Annotated in this window: 14 protein-coding genes; 4 read left to right on the top strand and 10 right to left on the bottom strand. The window is 64.7% G+C overall.

Annotated elements, in window-relative coordinates:
- Nucleotides 1-220 precede the first annotated feature (220 nt).
- Nucleotides 221-1,504, top strand: coding sequence for a diguanylate cyclase (locus tag CAG46_RS25300; protein ID WP_025337436.1), 1,284 nt, complete (start codon nt 221-223; stop codon nt 1,502-1,504).
- Nucleotides 1,505-1,627: 123 nt separating this feature from the next.
- Nucleotides 1,628-3,406 (top strand): acyl-CoA dehydrogenase C-terminal domain-containing protein, encoded by a 1,779-nt coding sequence (locus tag CAG46_RS25305; RefSeq protein WP_085618919.1) that lies wholly within the window; start codon nt 1,628-1,630, stop codon nt 3,404-3,406.
- A gap of 356 nt (nt 3,407-3,762) precedes the next feature.
- On the opposite strand, the gene CAG46_RS25310 is transcribed toward CAG46_RS25305, so the two are convergent.
- Entirely contained in the window at nt 3,763-4,686 is a 924-nt protein-coding gene (locus CAG46_RS25310; protein ID WP_004375209.1) for a LysR family transcriptional regulator, read from the bottom strand.
- Nucleotides 4,687-4,895: 209 nt separating this feature from the next.
- Here CAG46_RS25310 and CAG46_RS25315 point away from each other — a divergent pair, with 209 nt between their 5' ends.
- Nucleotides 4,896-6,176 carry an aspartate aminotransferase family protein gene (locus tag CAG46_RS25315; RefSeq protein WP_085618921.1) on the top strand — a complete coding sequence of 427 codons (1,281 nt, stop codon included), beginning with the start codon at nt 4,896-4,898 and terminating at the stop codon, nt 6,174-6,176.
- A gap of 153 nt (nt 6,177-6,329) precedes the next feature.
- Nucleotides 6,330-6,488: a YqaE/Pmp3 family membrane protein gene (locus CAG46_RS25320; RefSeq protein ID WP_009681539.1), complete on the top strand. Its 159-nt coding sequence runs from the start codon at nt 6,330-6,332 to the stop codon at nt 6,486-6,488.
- Between the two features lie 132 nt (nt 6,489-6,620).
- Here CAG46_RS25320 and CAG46_RS25325 read toward each other — a convergent pair whose 3' ends face one another.
- The 9 genes from CAG46_RS25325 to CAG46_RS25370 all read right to left on the bottom strand — a co-directional run bounded on the left by CAG46_RS25325 (nt 6,621) and on the right by CAG46_RS25370 (nt 16,893).
- Nucleotides 6,621-8,444 (bottom strand): S9 family peptidase, encoded by a 1,824-nt coding sequence (locus tag CAG46_RS25325; protein ID WP_085618923.1) that lies wholly within the window; start codon nt 8,442-8,444, stop codon nt 6,621-6,623.
- On the bottom strand, nt 8,410-9,570 hold the full coding sequence (gene pqqE / locus CAG46_RS25330; RefSeq protein WP_085618925.1) for a pyrroloquinoline quinone biosynthesis protein PqqE: 1,161 nt from the start codon (nt 9,568-9,570) through the stop codon (nt 8,410-8,412). Before pqqE ends, CAG46_RS25325 begins: the two co-directional genes overlap by 35 nt.
- Nucleotides 9,542-9,817 (bottom strand): pyrroloquinoline quinone biosynthesis peptide chaperone PqqD, encoded by a 276-nt coding sequence (pqqD, locus tag CAG46_RS25335; protein WP_004375207.1) that lies wholly within the window; start codon nt 9,815-9,817, stop codon nt 9,542-9,544. The genes pqqE and pqqD overlap by 29 nt, the downstream gene beginning before the upstream one ends.
- On the bottom strand, nt 9,814-10,569 hold the full coding sequence (gene pqqC / locus CAG46_RS25340) for a pyrroloquinoline-quinone synthase PqqC (RefSeq protein ID WP_003255592.1): 756 nt from the start codon (nt 10,567-10,569) through the stop codon (nt 9,814-9,816). Before pqqC ends, pqqD begins: the two co-directional genes overlap by 4 nt.
- Before the next feature lie 153 nt (nt 10,570-10,722).
- Nucleotides 10,723-11,634, bottom strand: coding sequence for a pyrroloquinoline quinone biosynthesis protein PqqB (gene pqqB, locus CAG46_RS25350; protein ID WP_075044397.1), 912 nt, complete (start codon nt 11,632-11,634; stop codon nt 10,723-10,725).
- Between the two features lie 78 nt (nt 11,635-11,712).
- Nucleotides 11,713-11,784: a pyrroloquinoline quinone precursor peptide PqqA gene (gene pqqA / locus CAG46_RS25355; RefSeq protein WP_003243383.1), complete on the bottom strand. Its 72-nt coding sequence runs from the start codon at nt 11,782-11,784 to the stop codon at nt 11,713-11,715.
- Nucleotides 11,785-11,942: 158 nt separating this feature from the next.
- Nucleotides 11,943-14,243, bottom strand: a complete 2,301-nt coding sequence (pqqF, locus tag CAG46_RS25360; protein ID WP_085618927.1) for a pyrroloquinoline quinone biosynthesis protein PqqF — start codon at nt 14,241-14,243, stop codon at nt 11,943-11,945.
- A gap of 158 nt (nt 14,244-14,401) precedes the next feature.
- Entirely contained in the window at nt 14,402-15,196 is a 795-nt protein-coding gene (locus tag CAG46_RS25365; protein ID WP_085618929.1) for a carbon-nitrogen hydrolase family protein, read from the bottom strand.
- A 14-nt stretch (nt 15,197-15,210) separates the two neighbouring features.
- Nucleotides 15,211-16,893 carry an NAD(P)/FAD-dependent oxidoreductase gene (locus CAG46_RS25370; RefSeq protein WP_013970572.1) on the bottom strand — a complete coding sequence of 561 codons (1,683 nt, stop codon included), beginning with the start codon at nt 16,891-16,893 and terminating at the stop codon, nt 15,211-15,213.
- Between the last annotated feature and the right edge of the window lie 32 nt (nt 16,894-16,925).

Genomic DNA, 16,925 nt, shown 5'->3' on the forward strand with positions numbered 1-16,925 from the left:
GCGCTGGATGGCACGGGCTTCGCCCGTGTTCGCGGGACAAGCCCGCTCCCACAGGTGACGCGCTAGATTTTAGAAATTGAGCAAGACAGTTGCTCCCACAATGATCGCGTGCACGCCGGAATTTCCTGCTCATTCCATCCGCATATTCAACTGTTCATGTGCACTGCCGATGAAGTAAGGGCACAATGCCACCATTGATCTGCCGGGTTGGAGATTACCCTTGTTTCGTTTTAACGCTGTTCGCGCGAGCCACTTCCTGCCTTCGCTGATTCTTTTGCTGGCAGGCCTCGCCGCGGCCTATGTGAGAGACCTCAGTGTCTTTTTCACATCGCTGTTCAACGTCCTGCCCACCTTGGTCCTGCTGCTGGGCGGAGCCTACTGTGCGGTGTACCGTCGCCAGCGCGAGCTGTTCCTGATGCTCACGGTGTACATCGCCTACTACCTGCTCGACACCCAGACCGACTTCTACCGTGACCATGGCCGCGTGCGCGAGGACGCGGCGGTGATCTTCCACCTGGTGTGCCTGCTGCTGCCCACCCTGTTCGGGCTGTATGGTGCCTGGCAGGAGCGCACACACCTGCTGCAGGACCTGGTCGCCCGTGGCGCCGTGCTGTTTGCCGTGGGTAGCGTGGCAGTGGCCCTGGAGCAAAGCTACCCCGAAGCGCTGCTGACCTGGTTGGCCGAAATTCGCTGGCCAACCTTGCATGGCCAGTGGATGAGCCTGATCCAGATGGTCTACCCGCTGTTCCTCGGCGTATTCATCCTGCTGGTGGTGCAATACCTGCGTGCGCCACGGCCGCTACACGCTGCGCAGGTGATGGGCCTGCTGGGCATCTTCTGGATGCTGCCGCAAACCTTCATCCTGCCGTTCACCCTGAACATCATGTGCAGCCAGGTGATGCTGATGATCGCCGCAGCGGTGGCGCACGAGGCCTACCAGATGGCCTTCCGCGACGAGCTGACCGGCCTGCCGGGGCGCCGTGCGCTGAACGAGCGCATGCAGCGCCTGGGGCGCAACTATGTGATCGCCATGACCGATGTCGACCACTTCAAGAAATTCAACGACACCCACGGCCACGACGTCGGCGACCAGGTGTTGCGCCTGGTCGCCAGCCGCCTGTCCAAGGTCACCGGGGGTGGCCGCGCCTACCGCTATGGCGGCGAGGAATTCGCCCTGGTGTTTGCTGGCAAGACCGCGGAGGAATGCGTGCCGCACGTGGAGGCCGTGCGCGAAGTGATCGCCAATTACGTGATGCACCTGCGCGACCAGCACAACCGCCCGCAGGACGATACCACCGGGCGCCAACGGCGGGCGGGCAGCAGTGGCGGCACGGTGTCGGTCACCATCAGCATCGGCGTGGCCGAGCGCCAGGCCGATCATCGTAACCCCGAAGCCGTGCTGAAATCCGCCGACCAGGCGCTGTACAGCGCCAAGGGCGCGGGGCGCAATTGTGTCATGGTGCATGGGCAACAATCGCAGCGAGGGGCAGTACGCACGGCGTGACCGAAATAGACTGTACGGTCTAGTGATGACCCTATGTCTCGTAAAAGTTGTTCGGTTACACTGCCTGCAACCCAGTGTCGCGGTTCCCCGAGACCGCCCCGAACCGACTAGCGAGAGGTTGTCATGGCTGAATATAAAGCGCCCCTGCGCGACATGCGCTTCGTACTGAATGAAGTCTTCAACGTGGCCGAGCAGTGGGCGCAGTTGCCCGGGCTGGCCGAGGTTGTCGATGCCGACACGGCCATGGCGGTGCTGGAAGAAGCCGGCAAGGTCACTGCCAAGTCCATCGCACCGCTCAGCCGTGCCGCCGACGAAGAGGGCTGTCACTGGGAAAACGGCGCGGTAAGTACCCCAGCCGGTTTCATCGAGGCCTACAACACCTACGCCGAAGGCGGTTGGGTGGGCGTGGGCGGCGACCCGCTGTTCGGCGGCATGGGCATGCCCAAGGTCATCTCGGCCCAGGTCGAGGAAATGGTCAACGCCTCCAGCCTGTCCTTCGGCCTGTACCCGATGCTGACTGCCGGCGCCTGCCTGTCGATCAATGCCCACGCCAGTGAAGCGCTGAAGGAAAAGTACCTGCCGAACATGTACGCCGGCGTGTGGGCCGGTTCCATGTGCCTGACCGAGCCGCATGCCGGTACCGACCTGGGCATCATCCGCACCAAGGCCGAGCCCCAGGCCGACGGCAGCTACAAGGTCAGCGGCACCAAGATCTTCATCACCGGCGGCGAGCACGACCTGACCGAGAACATCATCCACCTGGTGCTGGCCAAGCTGCCGGACGCACCGGCGGGGCCGAAAGGCATTTCGCTGTTCCTGGTGCCGAAGTTCCTGGTCAATGAAGACGGCAGCCTGGGGGCGCGCAACCCGGCCACCTGTGGCTCGATCGAGCACAAGATGGGCATCCAGGCCTCGGCCACTTGCGTGATGAACTTCGACGAAGCGGTCGGCTATCTCGTCGGTGAGCCGAACAAGGGCCTGGCGGCCATGTTCACCATGATGAACTACGAGCGCCTGGGTGTTGGTATCCAGGGCCTGGCTTCGGCCGAGCGCTCCTACCAGAATGCCGTGGAGTACGCCCGCGACCGCCTGCAAAGCCGCGCCCCGACCGGGCCACAAGCCAAGGACAAGGCCGCTGACCCGATCATTGTCCACCCGGACGTGCGCCGCATGCTGCTGACCATGAAGGCGCTGATCGAGGGTGGCCGTGCCTTCTCCAGCTACGTGGCCATGCAGCTGGACAGTGCCAAGTACAGCGAAGACCCCGCCGTGCGCAAGCGCAGCGAAGAGCTGGTGGCACTGCTGACGCCGGTGGCCAAGGCTTTCCTAACCGACCTGGGCCTGGAGTGCGCGGTGCACGGCCAGCAGGTGTTCGGCGGGCATGGCTACATTCGCGAATGGGGGCAGGAGCAACTGGTGCGCGATGTGCGTATCACGCAGATCTACGAAGGCACCAACGGCATCCAGGCCCTCGACCTGATGGGGCGCAAGGTGGTGGCCAGTGGTGGGGCGTACTACCGGCTGTTCTCCGACGAGATTCGCCAGTTCATTGCCAGCGCGGGTAGCGAGCTGGATGAATTCGCCAAGCCGTTGGCTGCCGGTCTCGATCAACTCGACGGGCTGACCGAGTGGGTGCTGGAACAGGCCAAGGGCAACCCGAACGAGATTGGCGCGGCTTCGGTCGAGTACCTGCATGCCTTTGGTTACGTCGCCTATGCCTACATGTGGGCATTGATGGCGCGGGCGGCGCAGGCGGGTGAGGGGGATGAAGCGTTCTATGCGGGCAAGCTGGGTACGGCGCGGTTCTACTTTGCGCGGTTGCTGCCGCGGGTGGATTCGCTGGTGGCTTCGGTGAAGGCGGGGAGTGAGTCGTTGTATCTGCTGGATGCCGAGCAGTTCTGAGGGATTTTGGGGGGCTGCTTTGCAGCCCATCGCGACACAAGGCCGCTCCTACAGGTACCGCGCAAGCTCGAATGGCTATGCGTTCCCCTGTAGGAGCGGCCTTGTGTCGCGATGGGCCGCCAAGCGGCCCCTGTCGTGTAAGCTTTTTCCTACACAACGTGGTGACTTTTCACCACTGTTCTCAGATTGGATCCACGGCTATTCTTTACCACATGGACGTTGCGCAGGAAGCGCAAAGGACAGATCAAGGACGACGACGAAGGACCACCTGCCAGGACGGCGGGGCGATACGGATGTCACAGGGAAACAGTCTGGAAAACCCCGCTTCGGCGGGGTTTTCTTTGTGCGCGTGTTTTTCAACCCAGCACATCCAGCGGTGATGCGCCCAACAGGCGGGCGTCCGTCTCTTCCTCCAGCAGCGTGCGCAGCAGCTCCACAGAGGCCTGCTGGCGCTGGGCATCGCGGAACACCAAGCCAACCTTCAGCGGTACCCGCGGCTCGCTCAACGGCTTCCACAGCAGCCCCTGGTCATCCTCCGCGGCCTCCTTGGCCCGCCCCGGCAGGATGGTGGCCAGCGCGGTATGGGCCAGGCTGTCGAGAATCCCCGCCATGTTGTTCATCTCTGCCTGCACCTGCGGCCGACGCCCCTGGCTGGCCAGCTGCGCCTGCCAGATCTGGCGGATCTGGAACTCCTCGCCCAGCATCAGCATGGGCAGCTCGGCGGCCTGGCGGATGGACACCTTCTTGAAGTCCTTCAACGGGTGGGTAGCGGGGATGACCAGTTGCAGCTCATCTTCGTACAGCAGCAGACCATGCAGCCCCGGCTGGCGTGGCGGCAGGTAGCTGATACCGATGTCCAGGCTGCCATTGAGCAAGCGCCGTTCGATCTCCAGCCCCGACAATTCGTAGATCTGCACCACAAGGTGCGGCTGTGCCCTGCGCAGGCGCTCGAGCAGCTGCGGCACCAGGCTCGGTCGCACGGTCTGCAGCACGCCGATGGCCAAAGTACGCAGCGACTGGCCCTTGAAGTTGCGCATGGCCTCGTGGGCTCGCTGCAGCCCGTCGAGCAACGGCAGGGCGTGGTTGTACAGGGTGTGGGCGGCCAGAGTCGGCAGCAGCCGCTTGTTGCTGCGTTCGAACAGGCTCAGGTCGAGGCTGTGCTCCAGCTGGCGGATCTGCTGGGAAAGCGCTGGCTGGGACAGCGACAGGCGTTCGGCGGCGCGGCCCACGTGGCCTTCTTCATACACCGCGACGAAATAACGCAGTTGGCGGAAATCCATAAGTGATGCTTATCGAAAATGCTGGAAAAACGAAATGGTCGAAAACCCTCGCGAGGCCTAGTCTATCGCCGTATTCCAACGGGTTACAGCGATGAATCGATCGATTGTTACCCCGGATGAAAAACACTTTTGATAGGCAAGGCAAAATATCGAGTGCCGGCACCCAGACCGCACCGTGGCCGCCCCTGTCGTGATTGGTTGGAGCCCTGATGAACCTGTTCAACCTGCGCCGCCCGGCCCCTGCCGCCGTCGCCGAGCCCAAGCGTGCGCCGGTGATCGTGCCGGAAGCGCCGCAGCTGTCGCGTGAGCGCCTGATGCCCAGCACCGAACGCGCAGCGCAGGTGTTCGTGCGTGGCCAGGGCTCCTGGTTGTGGGACAACGAAGGGCATGCCTACCTGGACTTCACCCAAGGTGGTGCAGTCAACAGCCTGGGCCACAGCCCCAGTGTGCTGGTGAAGGCGCTGGGCAACCAGGCCCAGGCGCTGATCAACCCGGGTTCGGGCTTCCACAGCCGTGGCCTGCTGGGGCTGGTCAACCGCCTGTGCCAGAGCACCGGCAGCGACCAGGCCTACCTGCTCAACAGCGGTGCCGAAGCCTGCGAAGGTGCGATCAAGCTGGCGCGCAAGTGGGGCCAACTGCACCGCAACGGCGCCTATCACATCATTACCGCCAGCCAGGCCTGCCATGGCCGCAGCCTGGGCGCGTTGTCGGCGTCCGACCCGCTGCCATGCAACCGCTGCGAGCCGGGCCTGCCGGGCTTCAGCAAGGTGCCGTTCAACGACCTGGCGGCGCTGCACGCCGAGGTGGACTCGCGCACCGTGGCGATCATGCTCGAGCCGATCCAGGGCGAGGCAGGTGTCATCCCGGCCACGCAGGAATACCTCAAGGGTGTGGAAACGCTGTGCCGCGAACTGGGCATCCTGCTGATCCTCGACGAGGTGCAGACCGGCATCGGCCGCTGTGGCGCGCTGCTGGCCGAGGAAACCTACGGCGTGCGCGCCGACATCATCACCCTGGGCAAGGGCCTGGGCGGTGGCGTGCCGCTGGCGGCCTTGCTGGCCCGGGGCACGGCGTGCTGCGCCGAGCCTGGCGAACTGGAAGGCAGCCACCATGGCAACGCACTGATGTGCGCAGCCGGCCTGGCCGTGCTGGATACCGTGCTGGAGCCTGGCTTCTTCGCCCACGTGCAGGACAGCGGCCGCCACCTGCGTGAAGGCCTGAGCCGGCTGGCCGGGCGCTATGGCCAGGGCGAAGTGCGCGGGCAAGGCCTGCTGTGGGCCCTGCAGATGAAAGAAAACCTGGCCCGCGAGCTGGTGGTGGCTGCCTTGCACGAAGGCCTGTTGCTCAACGCACCGCAGGCGGATGTGGTGCGTTTTTCGCCAGCGCTGACCGTGAGCAAGGGCAACATCGACGAAATGCTGCTGCGTCTGGCCCGTGCCTTTGCCCGCCTGCACGCCCAGCAGCAGGCCCGCCGCGAAATGCCAGCCTAGCGGCCTGGTGACATCGAGAATTCTACGAACCGTCTGGCGTTCCTGCGCATCGCCCTTGGCCTGTTTCATTCGGCCCGGGGCGTTTTTTTTTGCCTGTTGAACCTCTGTGGCGGGCGGCTAGTCTCTGATGTAACCCCTTCAGGAGAGACTCGCATGGACTTTATTCGCATCATCATCGCCATCATCCTGCCACCGCTGGGCGTGTTCCTGCAGGTGGGGTTTGGCGGGGCGTTCTGGCTGAATATCTTGCTAACCTTGCTGGGGTACATTCCGGGGATCGTGCATGCGGTGTATATCATCGCCAAGCGCTGAGATTTTTGGGGCTGCTTTGCAGCCCATCGCGACACAAGGCCGCTCCTACAGGTACAGCGCCACATTCGGGCTTGTCCGATCCCTGTAGGAGCGGCCTTGTGTCGCGATGGGCCGCAAAGCGGCCCCAGAATCTCAGCCCCCCAACACCCGGCAATAGAATTTCCATTCTTCTTCCAGCGCATGCGCCAGGTTCTCCGCCTTGCGGAACCCATGACGCTCCCCCGCATAGAAGTGCCCTTCGGCCTCTATCCCGTTAGCCTGCAACGCTGCCAGCATCGACCGCGTCTGCTCCGGCACCACCACCGCATCCAGCTCACCCTGGAAGAAAATCACCGGCACCTTGATCTGCCCCGCATGCAGCAGCGGCGTACGCTGGCGATAGCGCTCGGCATCCTGCAGCGGGTCGCCGATCAGCCAGTCCAAATAGTCCCCTTCGAACTTGTGGGTGACCCGGCCCAGGGCAACCGGGTCGCTGACCCCGTACAGGCTGGCGCCGGCGCGGAACACATCATGGAATGCCAGGGCGCACAGTGTGGTGTAGCCGCCCGCGCTACCGCCGCGGATGAACGCCTTGCGGCTGTCGATCAGCCCACGTCCGGCCAGGTATTCCACTGCCGCGCAAGCATCGGCCACATCGCTTTCGCCCCAGCGCAGATGCAAGGCCTGGCGGTATTCACGGCCATAGCCGGTGCTGCCCCGGTAGTTCAGGTCGGCGACGGCGAAGCCGCGTTGGGTCCAATACTGGATGCGTGGGTCGAGCACGGGATAACAGGCCGAAGTCGGCCCGCCGTGGATGAACACCACCAGCGGCGCGGCCCCTTGCGAGCGGGCTGCCGGGTAGAAGAAGCCATGGGCGCGGTGGCCGTCACTGCCGTAGTGGATCGACTGCGGCAGGCTGATATGCCTTGCCGGCAGCACTTCGGCGCCACCAGCCAATACGCTGACCTCGTGGTTGCTGCGGGCGATGGCGATGACCGCCGGCGGGCTGATCGGCGAGGCGGCAATGGCATACAGGTGTTCGGCATCCATGGCCAGGCTGCGAAAACGCGTGTAGGCGCTGGCGAAACGCTCCAGGCGGCCATCGGCAGTACGCAGCCCCAGTTGCCCGAAGCCGTCCTCGAACCAGCTGGCCAGATAGCTTTGCGACCCCAGCGCCAACCAGGTACTGGCGCCCAGTTGCCAGGGTGCCGCAGCGTGGTCCGCGGGCTCGGCAGGCAGGGCCTGCCAGCAGCCATCGACCTCGCCCCAGGGTTGCCAGAAGCCATTGCGGTCAGACAGGCAGTAGAGTCGGCCTTCGCTATCGAAGCGCGGCTGCTGCAGCGATTCGTCAGCGCCGGCCACACATTGCGCGGGCCCCCAGCGGCCACTTGCATCACGTGTGCGGCACATCAGCCTGGTGACGGTCCAGGGTTGTGCCGGGCGGTCCCATTCGACCCACGCCAGGCGCTGGCTGTCGGTACTCACCGTAGGCGAGGCATAGAAGTCGGCACCCTCGGCGAGCACTTCGCGGGCTTGTTCACCCAGGGCGACCAGGCGATGCTCGACCTGTTCGCCATGCTGCTCCTCGACCGCCAGCACCAGGCCGTCGTGCCACTGCACATCGCCATAGCGGCAGCTGGCATCATCGGTCAGGGCACGCGGTACCGCGCCTTCCAGGGCCTGGGTATAGACCTGCTGGTCCTTTTCGTTGACGAACAGTAGCCCGTCACCACCCAGGCAAAAACTGCCACCGCCGTATTCGTACACCCGGCTACGCACGCTGAAGCCATCGGGGGTCAGGCAGCGGGCCTGCTGGTGCTGCCAGTGCCAGATGCGACAGGCACCATCGGCCGGGCGAAACTCGTTCCAGAACAGCCCCGCGGCGCTGACCTTGAGTTCGGCGAAGTCGGTGCCGGCGGCAACTGCCTGGGCCGCGCTGAACTCAGCCGCGGACGATGACACGGGAGTTTCGTTCATTGCGGAAGGTCATCTCTTCAATGGTGAGCTGGGCGCTTTCCGCCTCGTCGCGGGCCTTGAGGATGATGCCGTGGTCGGCCGACTTGGCGCACACCGGGTCGGCGTTGCTGGCATCGCCGGTGAGCATGAAGGCCTGGCAGCGGCAGCCGCCGAAGTCCTTTTCCTTCTCGTCGCAGGAACGGCAGGGTTCGGGCATCCACTCATAGCCGCGGAAGCGGTTGAAGCCGAACGAGTCGTACCAGATGTGGTGCAGGTCGTGGTCGCGCACGTTGGGGAACTGCACCGGCAGCTGGCGCGCGCCGTGGCAGGGCAGGGCGGTGCCGTCCGGGGTGATGGTGAGGAACAGGCTGCCCCAGCCATTCATGCAGGCCTTGGGGCGCTCCTCGTAGTAGTCCGGAGTGACGAAGATCAGCTTGCACGGGTTGCCCTCGGCCTTGAGCTTGTCCCGGTACTCGTTGGTGATGCGTTCGGCCCGTTCCAGCTGCGCGCGGGTCGGCAGCAGGCCCAGCCGGTTGAGGTGGGCCCAGCCATAGAACTGGCAGGTGGCAAGCTCGACGAAGTCGGCTTCCAGGGCGATGCACAGTTCGATGATGCGGTCGATCTTGTCGATGTTGTGCCGGTGGGTGACGAAGTTGAGCACCATCGGGTAGCCATGGGCCTTTACCGCACGGGCCATTTCCAGCTTTTGCGCAAAGGCCTTCTTCGAGCCGGCCAGCAGGTTGTTGACCTGCTCGTCGCTGGCCTGGAAGCTGATCTGGATATGGTCCAGGCCGGCCTTCTTGAAGTCGGCGATGCGCGCCTCGGTCAGGCCGATGCCCGAGGTGATCAGGTTGGTGTAGTAGCCCAGCCGGCGGGCCTCGCCGATCAGTTCGGCGAGGTCTTGGCGTACCAGCGGTTCTCCGCCGGAAAAGCCGATTTGCGCGGCACCCATTTCCCGGGCTTCGGCCATCACCTTGAACCACTGCGCGGTGCTCAGCTCCTGGCCCTGGGCGGCGAAGTCCAGCGGGTTGGAGCAGTACGGGCACTGCAGCGGGCAGCGGTAGGTCAGCTCGGCCAGCAGCCACAGCGGCAGGCCGACTGCGGGCGTGGGCGGTAACTCAGGCGAGGACGATCCAGTGTTCGGCACGGGCCACCTCCATGAACTGCTCGATGTCATCGGCCACTTCCGGGACACCGGGGAACTGTTGTTCGAGTTCGCTGATGATCGCGGCAACGTCGCGTTGGCCGTCGATCAGGCCACCGATCAGGGCCGCGCTGTCGTTGAGCTTGATCATGCCCTCGGGGTACAGCAGCACATGGCCCTTTTGCGCCGGCTCGTACTGGAAGCGGTAGCCGGGGCGCCAGGCTGGCACTTGATTACGGTCGAAACTCATAGGGTGATCCCTTTGTGCCACACCCGTTCCTGGGTGACGGAGTGATAGGGCGGGCGGTTCAGCTCGTAGGCCATGCTCATGGCGTCGAGCATGCTCCAGAGAATATCCAGCTTGAACTGCAGTATCTCCAGCATACGCTCCTGGCCCGCGCGGGTGGTGTAGTGCTGCAAGGTAATCGCCAGGCCGTGCTCCACGTCACGCCGGGCCTGGCCCAGGCGGGTGCGGAAGTATTCGTAGCCGGCCGGGTCGATCCACGGGTAGTGCTGCGGCCAGCTGTCCAGGCGCGACTGGTGGATCTGCGGGGCGAACAGCTCGGTCAGCGAGCTGCTGGCTGCTTCCTGCCAACTGGCCCGGCGGGCGAAGTTGACGTAGGCGTCCACGGCAAAGCGCACACCGGGCAGTACCAGCTCCTGGGAGCGCAGCTGGTCCGGGTCCAGGCCCACGGCCTGGCCCAGGCGCAGCCAGGCTTCGATACCACCGTCCTCGCCGGGCGCGCCATCGTGGTCGAGCAGGCGCTGGATCCACTCGCGGCGTACTTCGCGGTCCGGGCAGTTGGCCAGGATCGCGGCATCCTTCATCGGGATGTTGACCTGGTAGTAGAAGCGGTTGGCCACCCAGCCCTGGATCTGTTCGCGGGTGGCGCGACCCTGATACATCGCCACGTGGTACGGGTGATGAATGTGATAGTAGGCGCCCTTGGCGCGCAGGGCCTGCTCGAATTCGGCAGGGGACATTGGCAGTGCGTCGCTCATTCGGCTGGCTCCTGTATAGCTGAGTCTCGGCGCGATCCCTGTGGGAGCGGGTTTACCCGCGAACACCGGCGAAGCCGGTGCCATACACTGTGTGGGATTCTTCGCGGGTGAACCCGCTCCCACAGGGCCTGTGTTGCTTGTGCAATCTGGCTGTTACAACTCGATACTCATGCCATCAAAGGCCACTTCCACACCCCGGCGCAGCACTTCGGCACGCTCGGGCGAGTCTTCGTCGAGAATCGGGTTGGTGTTGTTGATGTGGATAAGTACCTTGCGCTGGCGCGGGAAGCCATCCAGCACCTCCAGCATGCCGCCGGGGCCGTTCTGCGCCAGGTGGCCCATCTCGCGGCCGGTACGGGTGCCCACGCCACGGCGCTGCATTTCATCATCTTCCCACAGGGTGCCGTCGACCAGCAGGCAGTCGGCGTCGTGCATCATCGTCAGCAGCTTGTCGTCCACCTGGCCCAGGCCCGGGGCGTAGAACAGCTTGCCGCCGGTGCGGGTGTCCTCGACCAGCAGGCCAAGGTTGTCGCCCGGGTGCGGGTCGAAGCGGTGCGGCGAGTAGGGCGGCGCGGCGCTGCGCAGGGGGAACGGGGTAAAGCGCAGGTTGGGGCAGGCGTCGATGACGAAGCTGCCTTCCAGCTCGATGCGGTTCCACTGCAGGCCGCCGTTCCAGTGGCTGAGCATGTTGAACAGCGGGAAGCCGGTGGTCAGGTCCTGGTGGACCATGTCGGTGCACCACACCTGGTGCGGGCAACCTTCGCGCAGGCTGAGCAGGCCGGTGGTGTGGTCGATCTGGCTGTCCAGCAGGATGATGGCGTTGATGCCGGTGTCGCGCAGGGCGCGGGCCGGCTGCATCGGCGCAAAGGCCTGGAGCTGGGCGCGAATGTCGGGTGAGGCATTGCACAGCACCCAGTGCACGCCGTCGTCGGACAGGGCGATGGACGACTGGGTGCGTGGCGTGGCCCGCAGGGTGCCGTCGCGCAAGCCCTTGCAGTTGACGCAGTTGCAGTTCCACTGTGGGAACCCGCCGCCGGCGGCGGAACCGAGAACCTGGATGTACATGGCCACTCTCTCTGCAGAAACCGTAGCGAAAAAACGAAAACGCCCCGGCAGGCCGAGGCGTTGAACCGTAAGCCGGGCTTAGCGGTTGGCGAAGTACATGGTGACTTCGAAGCCGATGCGCAGATCAGTGTATGCAGGTTTGGTCCACATGGAATTACTCCTTCCGGATGAGGGGGTGGGTTTGTCAGCTACTACTTGGGTACCGCCATTGGCTGGAGGTTCCCATGGCTGGGATTGCGCTATCTTACAAGAAAAATTTGTACCGAAAGGTTAATTATTCGAAAACTCCGTTGCGGTTTTCGTAACAATCATGGGGTTGAACCCAGCCAGGAAGCATCTGGTGCGGCAGCGTTGGCAAGGCATAGCCAAGTGGAGCCCTTATCGAGCAAGTGGCTCAGCAGCTGGTCCAGATCCGTCTGCCGCGTTTTCAGGATAGACCTGCGCAACGCATCCAGCTTGCCGGGTTGTGTGGCCAGGAATGTCTGCCACGCCCATTCGGCGACTTCGGCGTTGCCCATCGCCGGTTCATCGAATTGCCCGGCCAGGGCCTGACCAGCGGCAGGGGCCAGGGTGACGCCCTGGCGCAGCAAGGTGAGCAGGTGGTCGAGGATCTGTACCTGGCTGGCATGAGGCGACTGGACCCCGAACAGCAGGCCGCCGACCCCCTCGACCTGACGAAAGGTACTGAATACCGCATAGCCGAGTTGCAATTCTACCCGCAGCCGTTGGTAAACCGGCCCTTGCAGCAATTGGGCGAGCAGGCGGCCAGCGGCTTCCATGGCCGCCGGCAGTGGGCAGAACAGCAGCAGGGCATGCTCACTGCCAGGTACTTCGGCATGTTGCCAACGGTGGTTGGCCCAGGCGGGCAGAGGGCCAGGCGCCGAGCCTTGGCCAGGGCAGTGCTGAAGCGCGGTGCCCAATGCGTTCAGGGCGGCATCGTCGAAGCCGGCAGCCAGGCCGTGCCAGCGTGCTTGCTGCCACAGGCTGTCGAGATGCGTCTGGGCCAGGGGGCAGGCCGGCGCAGGTGCAGGCGCGGCGCCCAACACGGCGTCGGGCAGCTGCTTGAGCAGGGCCCGGATGGGGATCAGTGCTGGAGGCTGCGTCGAACTGGGCAGCCAGCTGCCTGCCGGGGGCTTGAGCATCAGTGCCAAGGCCTGTTCCACAGTGCGCAATACCGCTGCCGGCAGCCCGGCGCAGCGCAGTTGCCAATATTCGCCAGCGGTACTGAACTGCAGCTGCACCGATACGCGCTCGCAGCGCTCCTGCAGGGGGTGCAAGGCGCGTTCGAGCAGCGCATGCAGGCGCTGGCGCAAGGGGGACGGGACATGCCAGCGCAGGTACAGCGCCGCGTACTGACGGGCGCCAGGCAGCTGGTCGCTCACTTTCAGTGCCGCTGGCAGCGGGTGCGGACTGGCATCAGGCAAGTCGGCCAGGAGCAAGGGGTCGACGGCGGGCAGTTGCCAATGCCCATGTGCGCGGCCCGGCAGGCCTTCCAGCAGGGCACGAAGTGCCTGCAAGCCTTGTGTGTCCAAACCGCTGAACGGCTGGCCGGCGCTGTCCCGGCGGGCCAGCTCAAGCGCACTGGCACTGCGTTCGCGACTTTGCTGCAGCAGCTCGAACTCGGCGCTCATTTGCTCAGGGGCGGCCTGGCGGATGAAGCCGAACCAGCCCTGCAACAGGGCATCGACTTCCTCTGGGCAGGCGTCCTCGCTCAGCTTCAGGTCAATGTGCCACAGCAACTGCCCGGCGAAGGCATACAGCGCCTCGGCCTTGAAGCCTTGCAGCCAACCACGCTGGCGAAGCGCATGCAGCCAGGTGCCCGGGCGGCTATCGCCGAGGCAGGCGATCAGCAACTCAAGGGCCTGCTCGGCACCTGCCGGCAGGTTTTCGTGGCTGAACATCAGGTGCGTGTCGGTCGTCGATAAAGGCGGTGGCAGAGCTTGTGGCACCCGTTCACCCGTTGCGAACAGCTTGGCATGCTGCCGGCCCAGCAATTCCAGTTCATCCAGCGATTGTGGGCCGCACAGGCTCAGGGTGACCTGGCCGCCTTGGTAGAAGCGCTGGTGAAAGCCACCGAGCGCTTGCTGGAAGGCAGGATCCTGCAAGGCCAGGGTGTGCCGGTTACCGGCATGAAAAGCGCCCAATGGATGGCCGGGCGCTGCCGATTGCAGCAAGGCGAACTGCTGCTGGGCCTGAGGGCTGCGCGACCAGGCAATGAACTCGGCATGGATTACTTCGCGTTCGCGGCGTTGGCGCTCGATGCAAAGGTCTGGCTCGGCCAACATCTGGCACAGGCGCTCCAGCCCCCCGGCCAGGGCGCTGGGCGGGACCTCGAAGAAGAAGTCGGTGGTGCGTTCGCGAGTACTGGCATTGACCTGGCCGCCGAGGGCCTGCACGTAGCGCATCAAGCCGTCGTCCAGAGGGAAGCGCGAGGTGCCGAGGAAGAACAGGTGCTCCAGAAAGTGGGCCAGGCCGGGCCATCTGGTCGGCGCGTCGTGGCTACCCGCGTGCACCCGCAGGGCCGCGGCCGAGCGCTTCAGGCGCGGGGCGTGGCGCAGGGTCAACTGCAGGCCGTTGGCGAGGGTGAGGTGGCGGGTGGCGTCAGGCATGGGGGCTCCGGTAACTGCTGTCCATGCTAACCCATTTGTTTGCAGGCCCGGCCTCTTCGCGGGCACGCCCGCTCCCACAGGCACTGCACAGCTTTCAGGCCTGTGATTTACCCTGTGGGAGCGGGTTTACCCGCGAATGGGCCGCACAGCGGCCCCTGTCAGCCTTTACCCAGATGCAGCTCCTGGCGCAGATCGCTCAGGTAAGGAAACGCCCCCCGCCCCTGCACCACCCGCTCATGCTCCAGCTCCGCCAGCAACTGGCACTCGTCCCGCCCGGCCATGGCCAGCAGGCTGCCATCCGGGCCGATGATGCTGCTCTGCCCGCAATACTGGATCTCGCCTTCCGAGCCGCAATAGTTGGCATACACCAGGTAGCACTGGTTCTCCTGCGCCCGCGCCCTCACGGTCACCTGGCAGATGAAGTCGTACGGCGACATGTTCGCCGTCGGCACCAGGATCAGCTCGGCACCGTCCAGCGCCAGGCGCCGGGCATTCTCCGGGAACTCGATGTCGTAGCAGATCAGCAGGCCGACCTTCCAGCCATCCAGCTCCACCACCGGGAAGTGATCGGAACCTGCGCTGAACATCGAGCGGTCCAGCTCGCCGAACAGGTGGGTCTTGCGATAGTTGCTCAGGCTGCGGCCGTGCGCATCGATCAACTGCACACTGTTGTAGATGGCGCCATCATCGCCACGCTCCGGGTAGCCATAGACGATTGCGATGCGGTGCGCCTGGGCGATCTCCACCACCTCCATGGCCGCCGGGCCATCATCGGCCTCGGCCAGGCGAGCGACCTGGGCCAGGCCGATGTTGTAGCCGGTCAGGAACATCTCCGGGCACACCAGCAAACTGGCGCCGCGTTCGGCCGCCAGTTGCGCCTGGTGGCGCAACCGTTGCAGGTTGCCGGGAACGTCCAGTGGCTTGGGTGCGCCCTGGAACAGAGCGATGCGCATGCTGCCTCCTTGTCTCAGTCCGGCAGGGCGATCGGGCCGATTTCGTCGAACACGTCGCCTGGGCCGGGGTTGTCCGGGTGGGTGCGGCCACCGAAGTGATTCATGATACCCCACACCGCATTCAGCGATGTCTGTACCGCGCCTTCCACCCAGGCCGGCGTCCACGACACATCATCACCGGCGATGAACATGCCGCGCTGCTCGGCAGGCATGTCCTGCTGCATGAAGTGCGCGTACATGCGTTGGTTGTAGCGGTAGTGCCCAGGCAGCGCGCCCTTGAAGGCGCCGAGGAAGTGCGGGTCGGCTTCCCAGGAAACGGTGATCGGGTCGCCGATGATGTGCCCGGCAATGTCGGTCTTCGGGTAAATCTTCTTCAGTGCATCCAGGGCCAGTTGCACGCGTTTTTCCACCGGGTGCGGCAGCATCTTCAGCGCATCGCTCATCCACGAGTAGGACAGGCAGATCACCCCCGGCTTGTCGTCACCGTTGTCGAACAGGTAGGTGCCACGGGTGAGGCGATCGGTGAGGGTCATGCTCATCAGGTCGCGGCCGGTTTCCGGGTCCTTGTCCTTCCAGAACGGCCGGTCGACCATGACGAAGGTCTTCGACGACTGCATGTAGCGGGTGCGGTCCAGGGCCATCCACATCTTTTGCGAAAACAGCGATTCCTCGCAGTCGATCTGGGTGGTCAGCAGCCAGGTCTGGCAGGTGGCGAGCACGGCACTGTAGTGACGGGTGTCGCCCCAGTTGTCGGTGACCGCCAGGCGGCCATCCGCGGCGCGGGCGATGCGCTTGACCCCGGTACGCGGTGCGCCGCCATGCAGCCCGCTCAGGCTGGTGCCTTCCGGCCAATGCACGCAGCGCTCCGGTACATGGCGCCAGATGCCTTGCGGTACCTGCTCCACACCGCCGACTACCAGGTGCTGGTGGTCGTCGCAGTTGGTCATCACCACGCGGAAGATTTCCAGCATCGAGTTGGGGAAGTCCGAGTCCCAGCCGCCGGTGCCGAAGCCGACCTGGCCGAACACTTCGCGGTGCTGGAAGCTCAGCTGGGCGAACGAGCGCGAGGTGGCGACGAAGTCGTAGAAGGTGCGGTCGTCCCACAGCGGTACCAGCTTGTTCCACAGCTCTTTCAGGCGCGGTACGTCACGGTCGCGGATGGCCTGCTGGATGTCGGCGAACCGGGCACCGCTTTCCAGCGCGTCGGCCCAGGCATCGGCCACTTCGTGGAACAGCTTGGGCAGGTCGGTGGGTTTTTCGGCGTAGTAGGTTTGGCCTTCCAGGTCGATCACCGTGCTGCCCGAGGCCGGGGTCAGCGGGTTGGGGAACGGTTTGGTCTCCAGGCCCAGCTTGTCCACGTAATGGTAGAAGGCAGTGGACGACACCGGGAAGCGCATGCCACCCAGTTCGGCGATGATCCCGTCGGTGCCGTTGAAGGTTTGCGAGCGCAGCCGGCCACCCAGCTTGGATGCTTCGTACACCACCGGCTTGAGGCCCAGCTTCATCAGCTCGTAGGCCGCCACCAGGCCGGCGATACCGGCGCCCACGATTGCCACTTCCTCACCATGGCGCTCGGCCGGGATGCTGCCGAGGCCTGCGGGGTGTTCCAGCCAGTCGTCGAAGGCGAAGGGGAAGTCCGGGCCGAAGATGGTGACGGGTTTTTTACCATCGGCGGGGTGGCGGTTTTTCTTGTTCATGAAGTGACCTTGCCAGAGAGGCTGCGCAGCGG

The organism is Pseudomonas sp. B23(2017) (assembly GCF_002113725.1).
Lineage (GTDB): Bacteria > Pseudomonadota > Gammaproteobacteria > Pseudomonadales > Pseudomonadaceae > Aquipseudomonas > Aquipseudomonas putida_Z.

Coding starts and splice junctions, on each gene's coding strand:
- CAG46_RS25305 (WP_085618919.1), top strand. CDS start 1,628: ATGGCTGAATATAAAGCGCCCCTGCGCGACATGCGCTTCGTACTGAAT.
- CAG46_RS25310 (WP_004375209.1), bottom strand. CDS start 4,686: ATGGATTTCCGCCAACTGCGTTATTTCGTCGCGGTGTATGAAGAAGGC.
- CAG46_RS25315 (WP_085618921.1), top strand. CDS start 4,896: ATGAACCTGTTCAACCTGCGCCGCCCGGCCCCTGCCGCCGTCGCCGAG.
- CAG46_RS25320 (WP_009681539.1), top strand. CDS start 6,330: ATGGACTTTATTCGCATCATCATCGCCATCATCCTGCCACCGCTGGGC.
- CAG46_RS25325 (WP_085618923.1), bottom strand. CDS start 8,444: ATGAACGAAACTCCCGTGTCATCGTCCGCGGCTGAGTTCAGCGCGGCC.
- pqqD (WP_004375207.1), bottom strand. CDS start 9,817: ATGAGTTTCGACCGTAATCAAGTGCCAGCCTGGCGCCCCGGCTACCGC.
- pqqC (WP_003255592.1), bottom strand. CDS start 10,569: ATGAGCGACGCACTGCCAATGTCCCCTGCCGAATTCGAGCAGGCCCTG.
- pqqB (WP_075044397.1), bottom strand. CDS start 11,634: ATGTACATCCAGGTTCTCGGTTCCGCCGCCGGCGGCGGGTTCCCACAG.
- pqqF (WP_085618927.1), bottom strand. CDS start 14,243: ATGCCTGACGCCACCCGCCACCTCACCCTCGCCAACGGCCTGCAGTTG.
- CAG46_RS25365 (WP_085618929.1), bottom strand. CDS start 15,196: ATGCGCATCGCTCTGTTCCAGGGCGCACCCAAGCCACTGGACGTTCCC.
- CAG46_RS25370 (WP_013970572.1), bottom strand. CDS start 16,893: ATGAACAAGAAAAACCGCCACCCCGCCGATGGTAAAAAACCCGTCACC.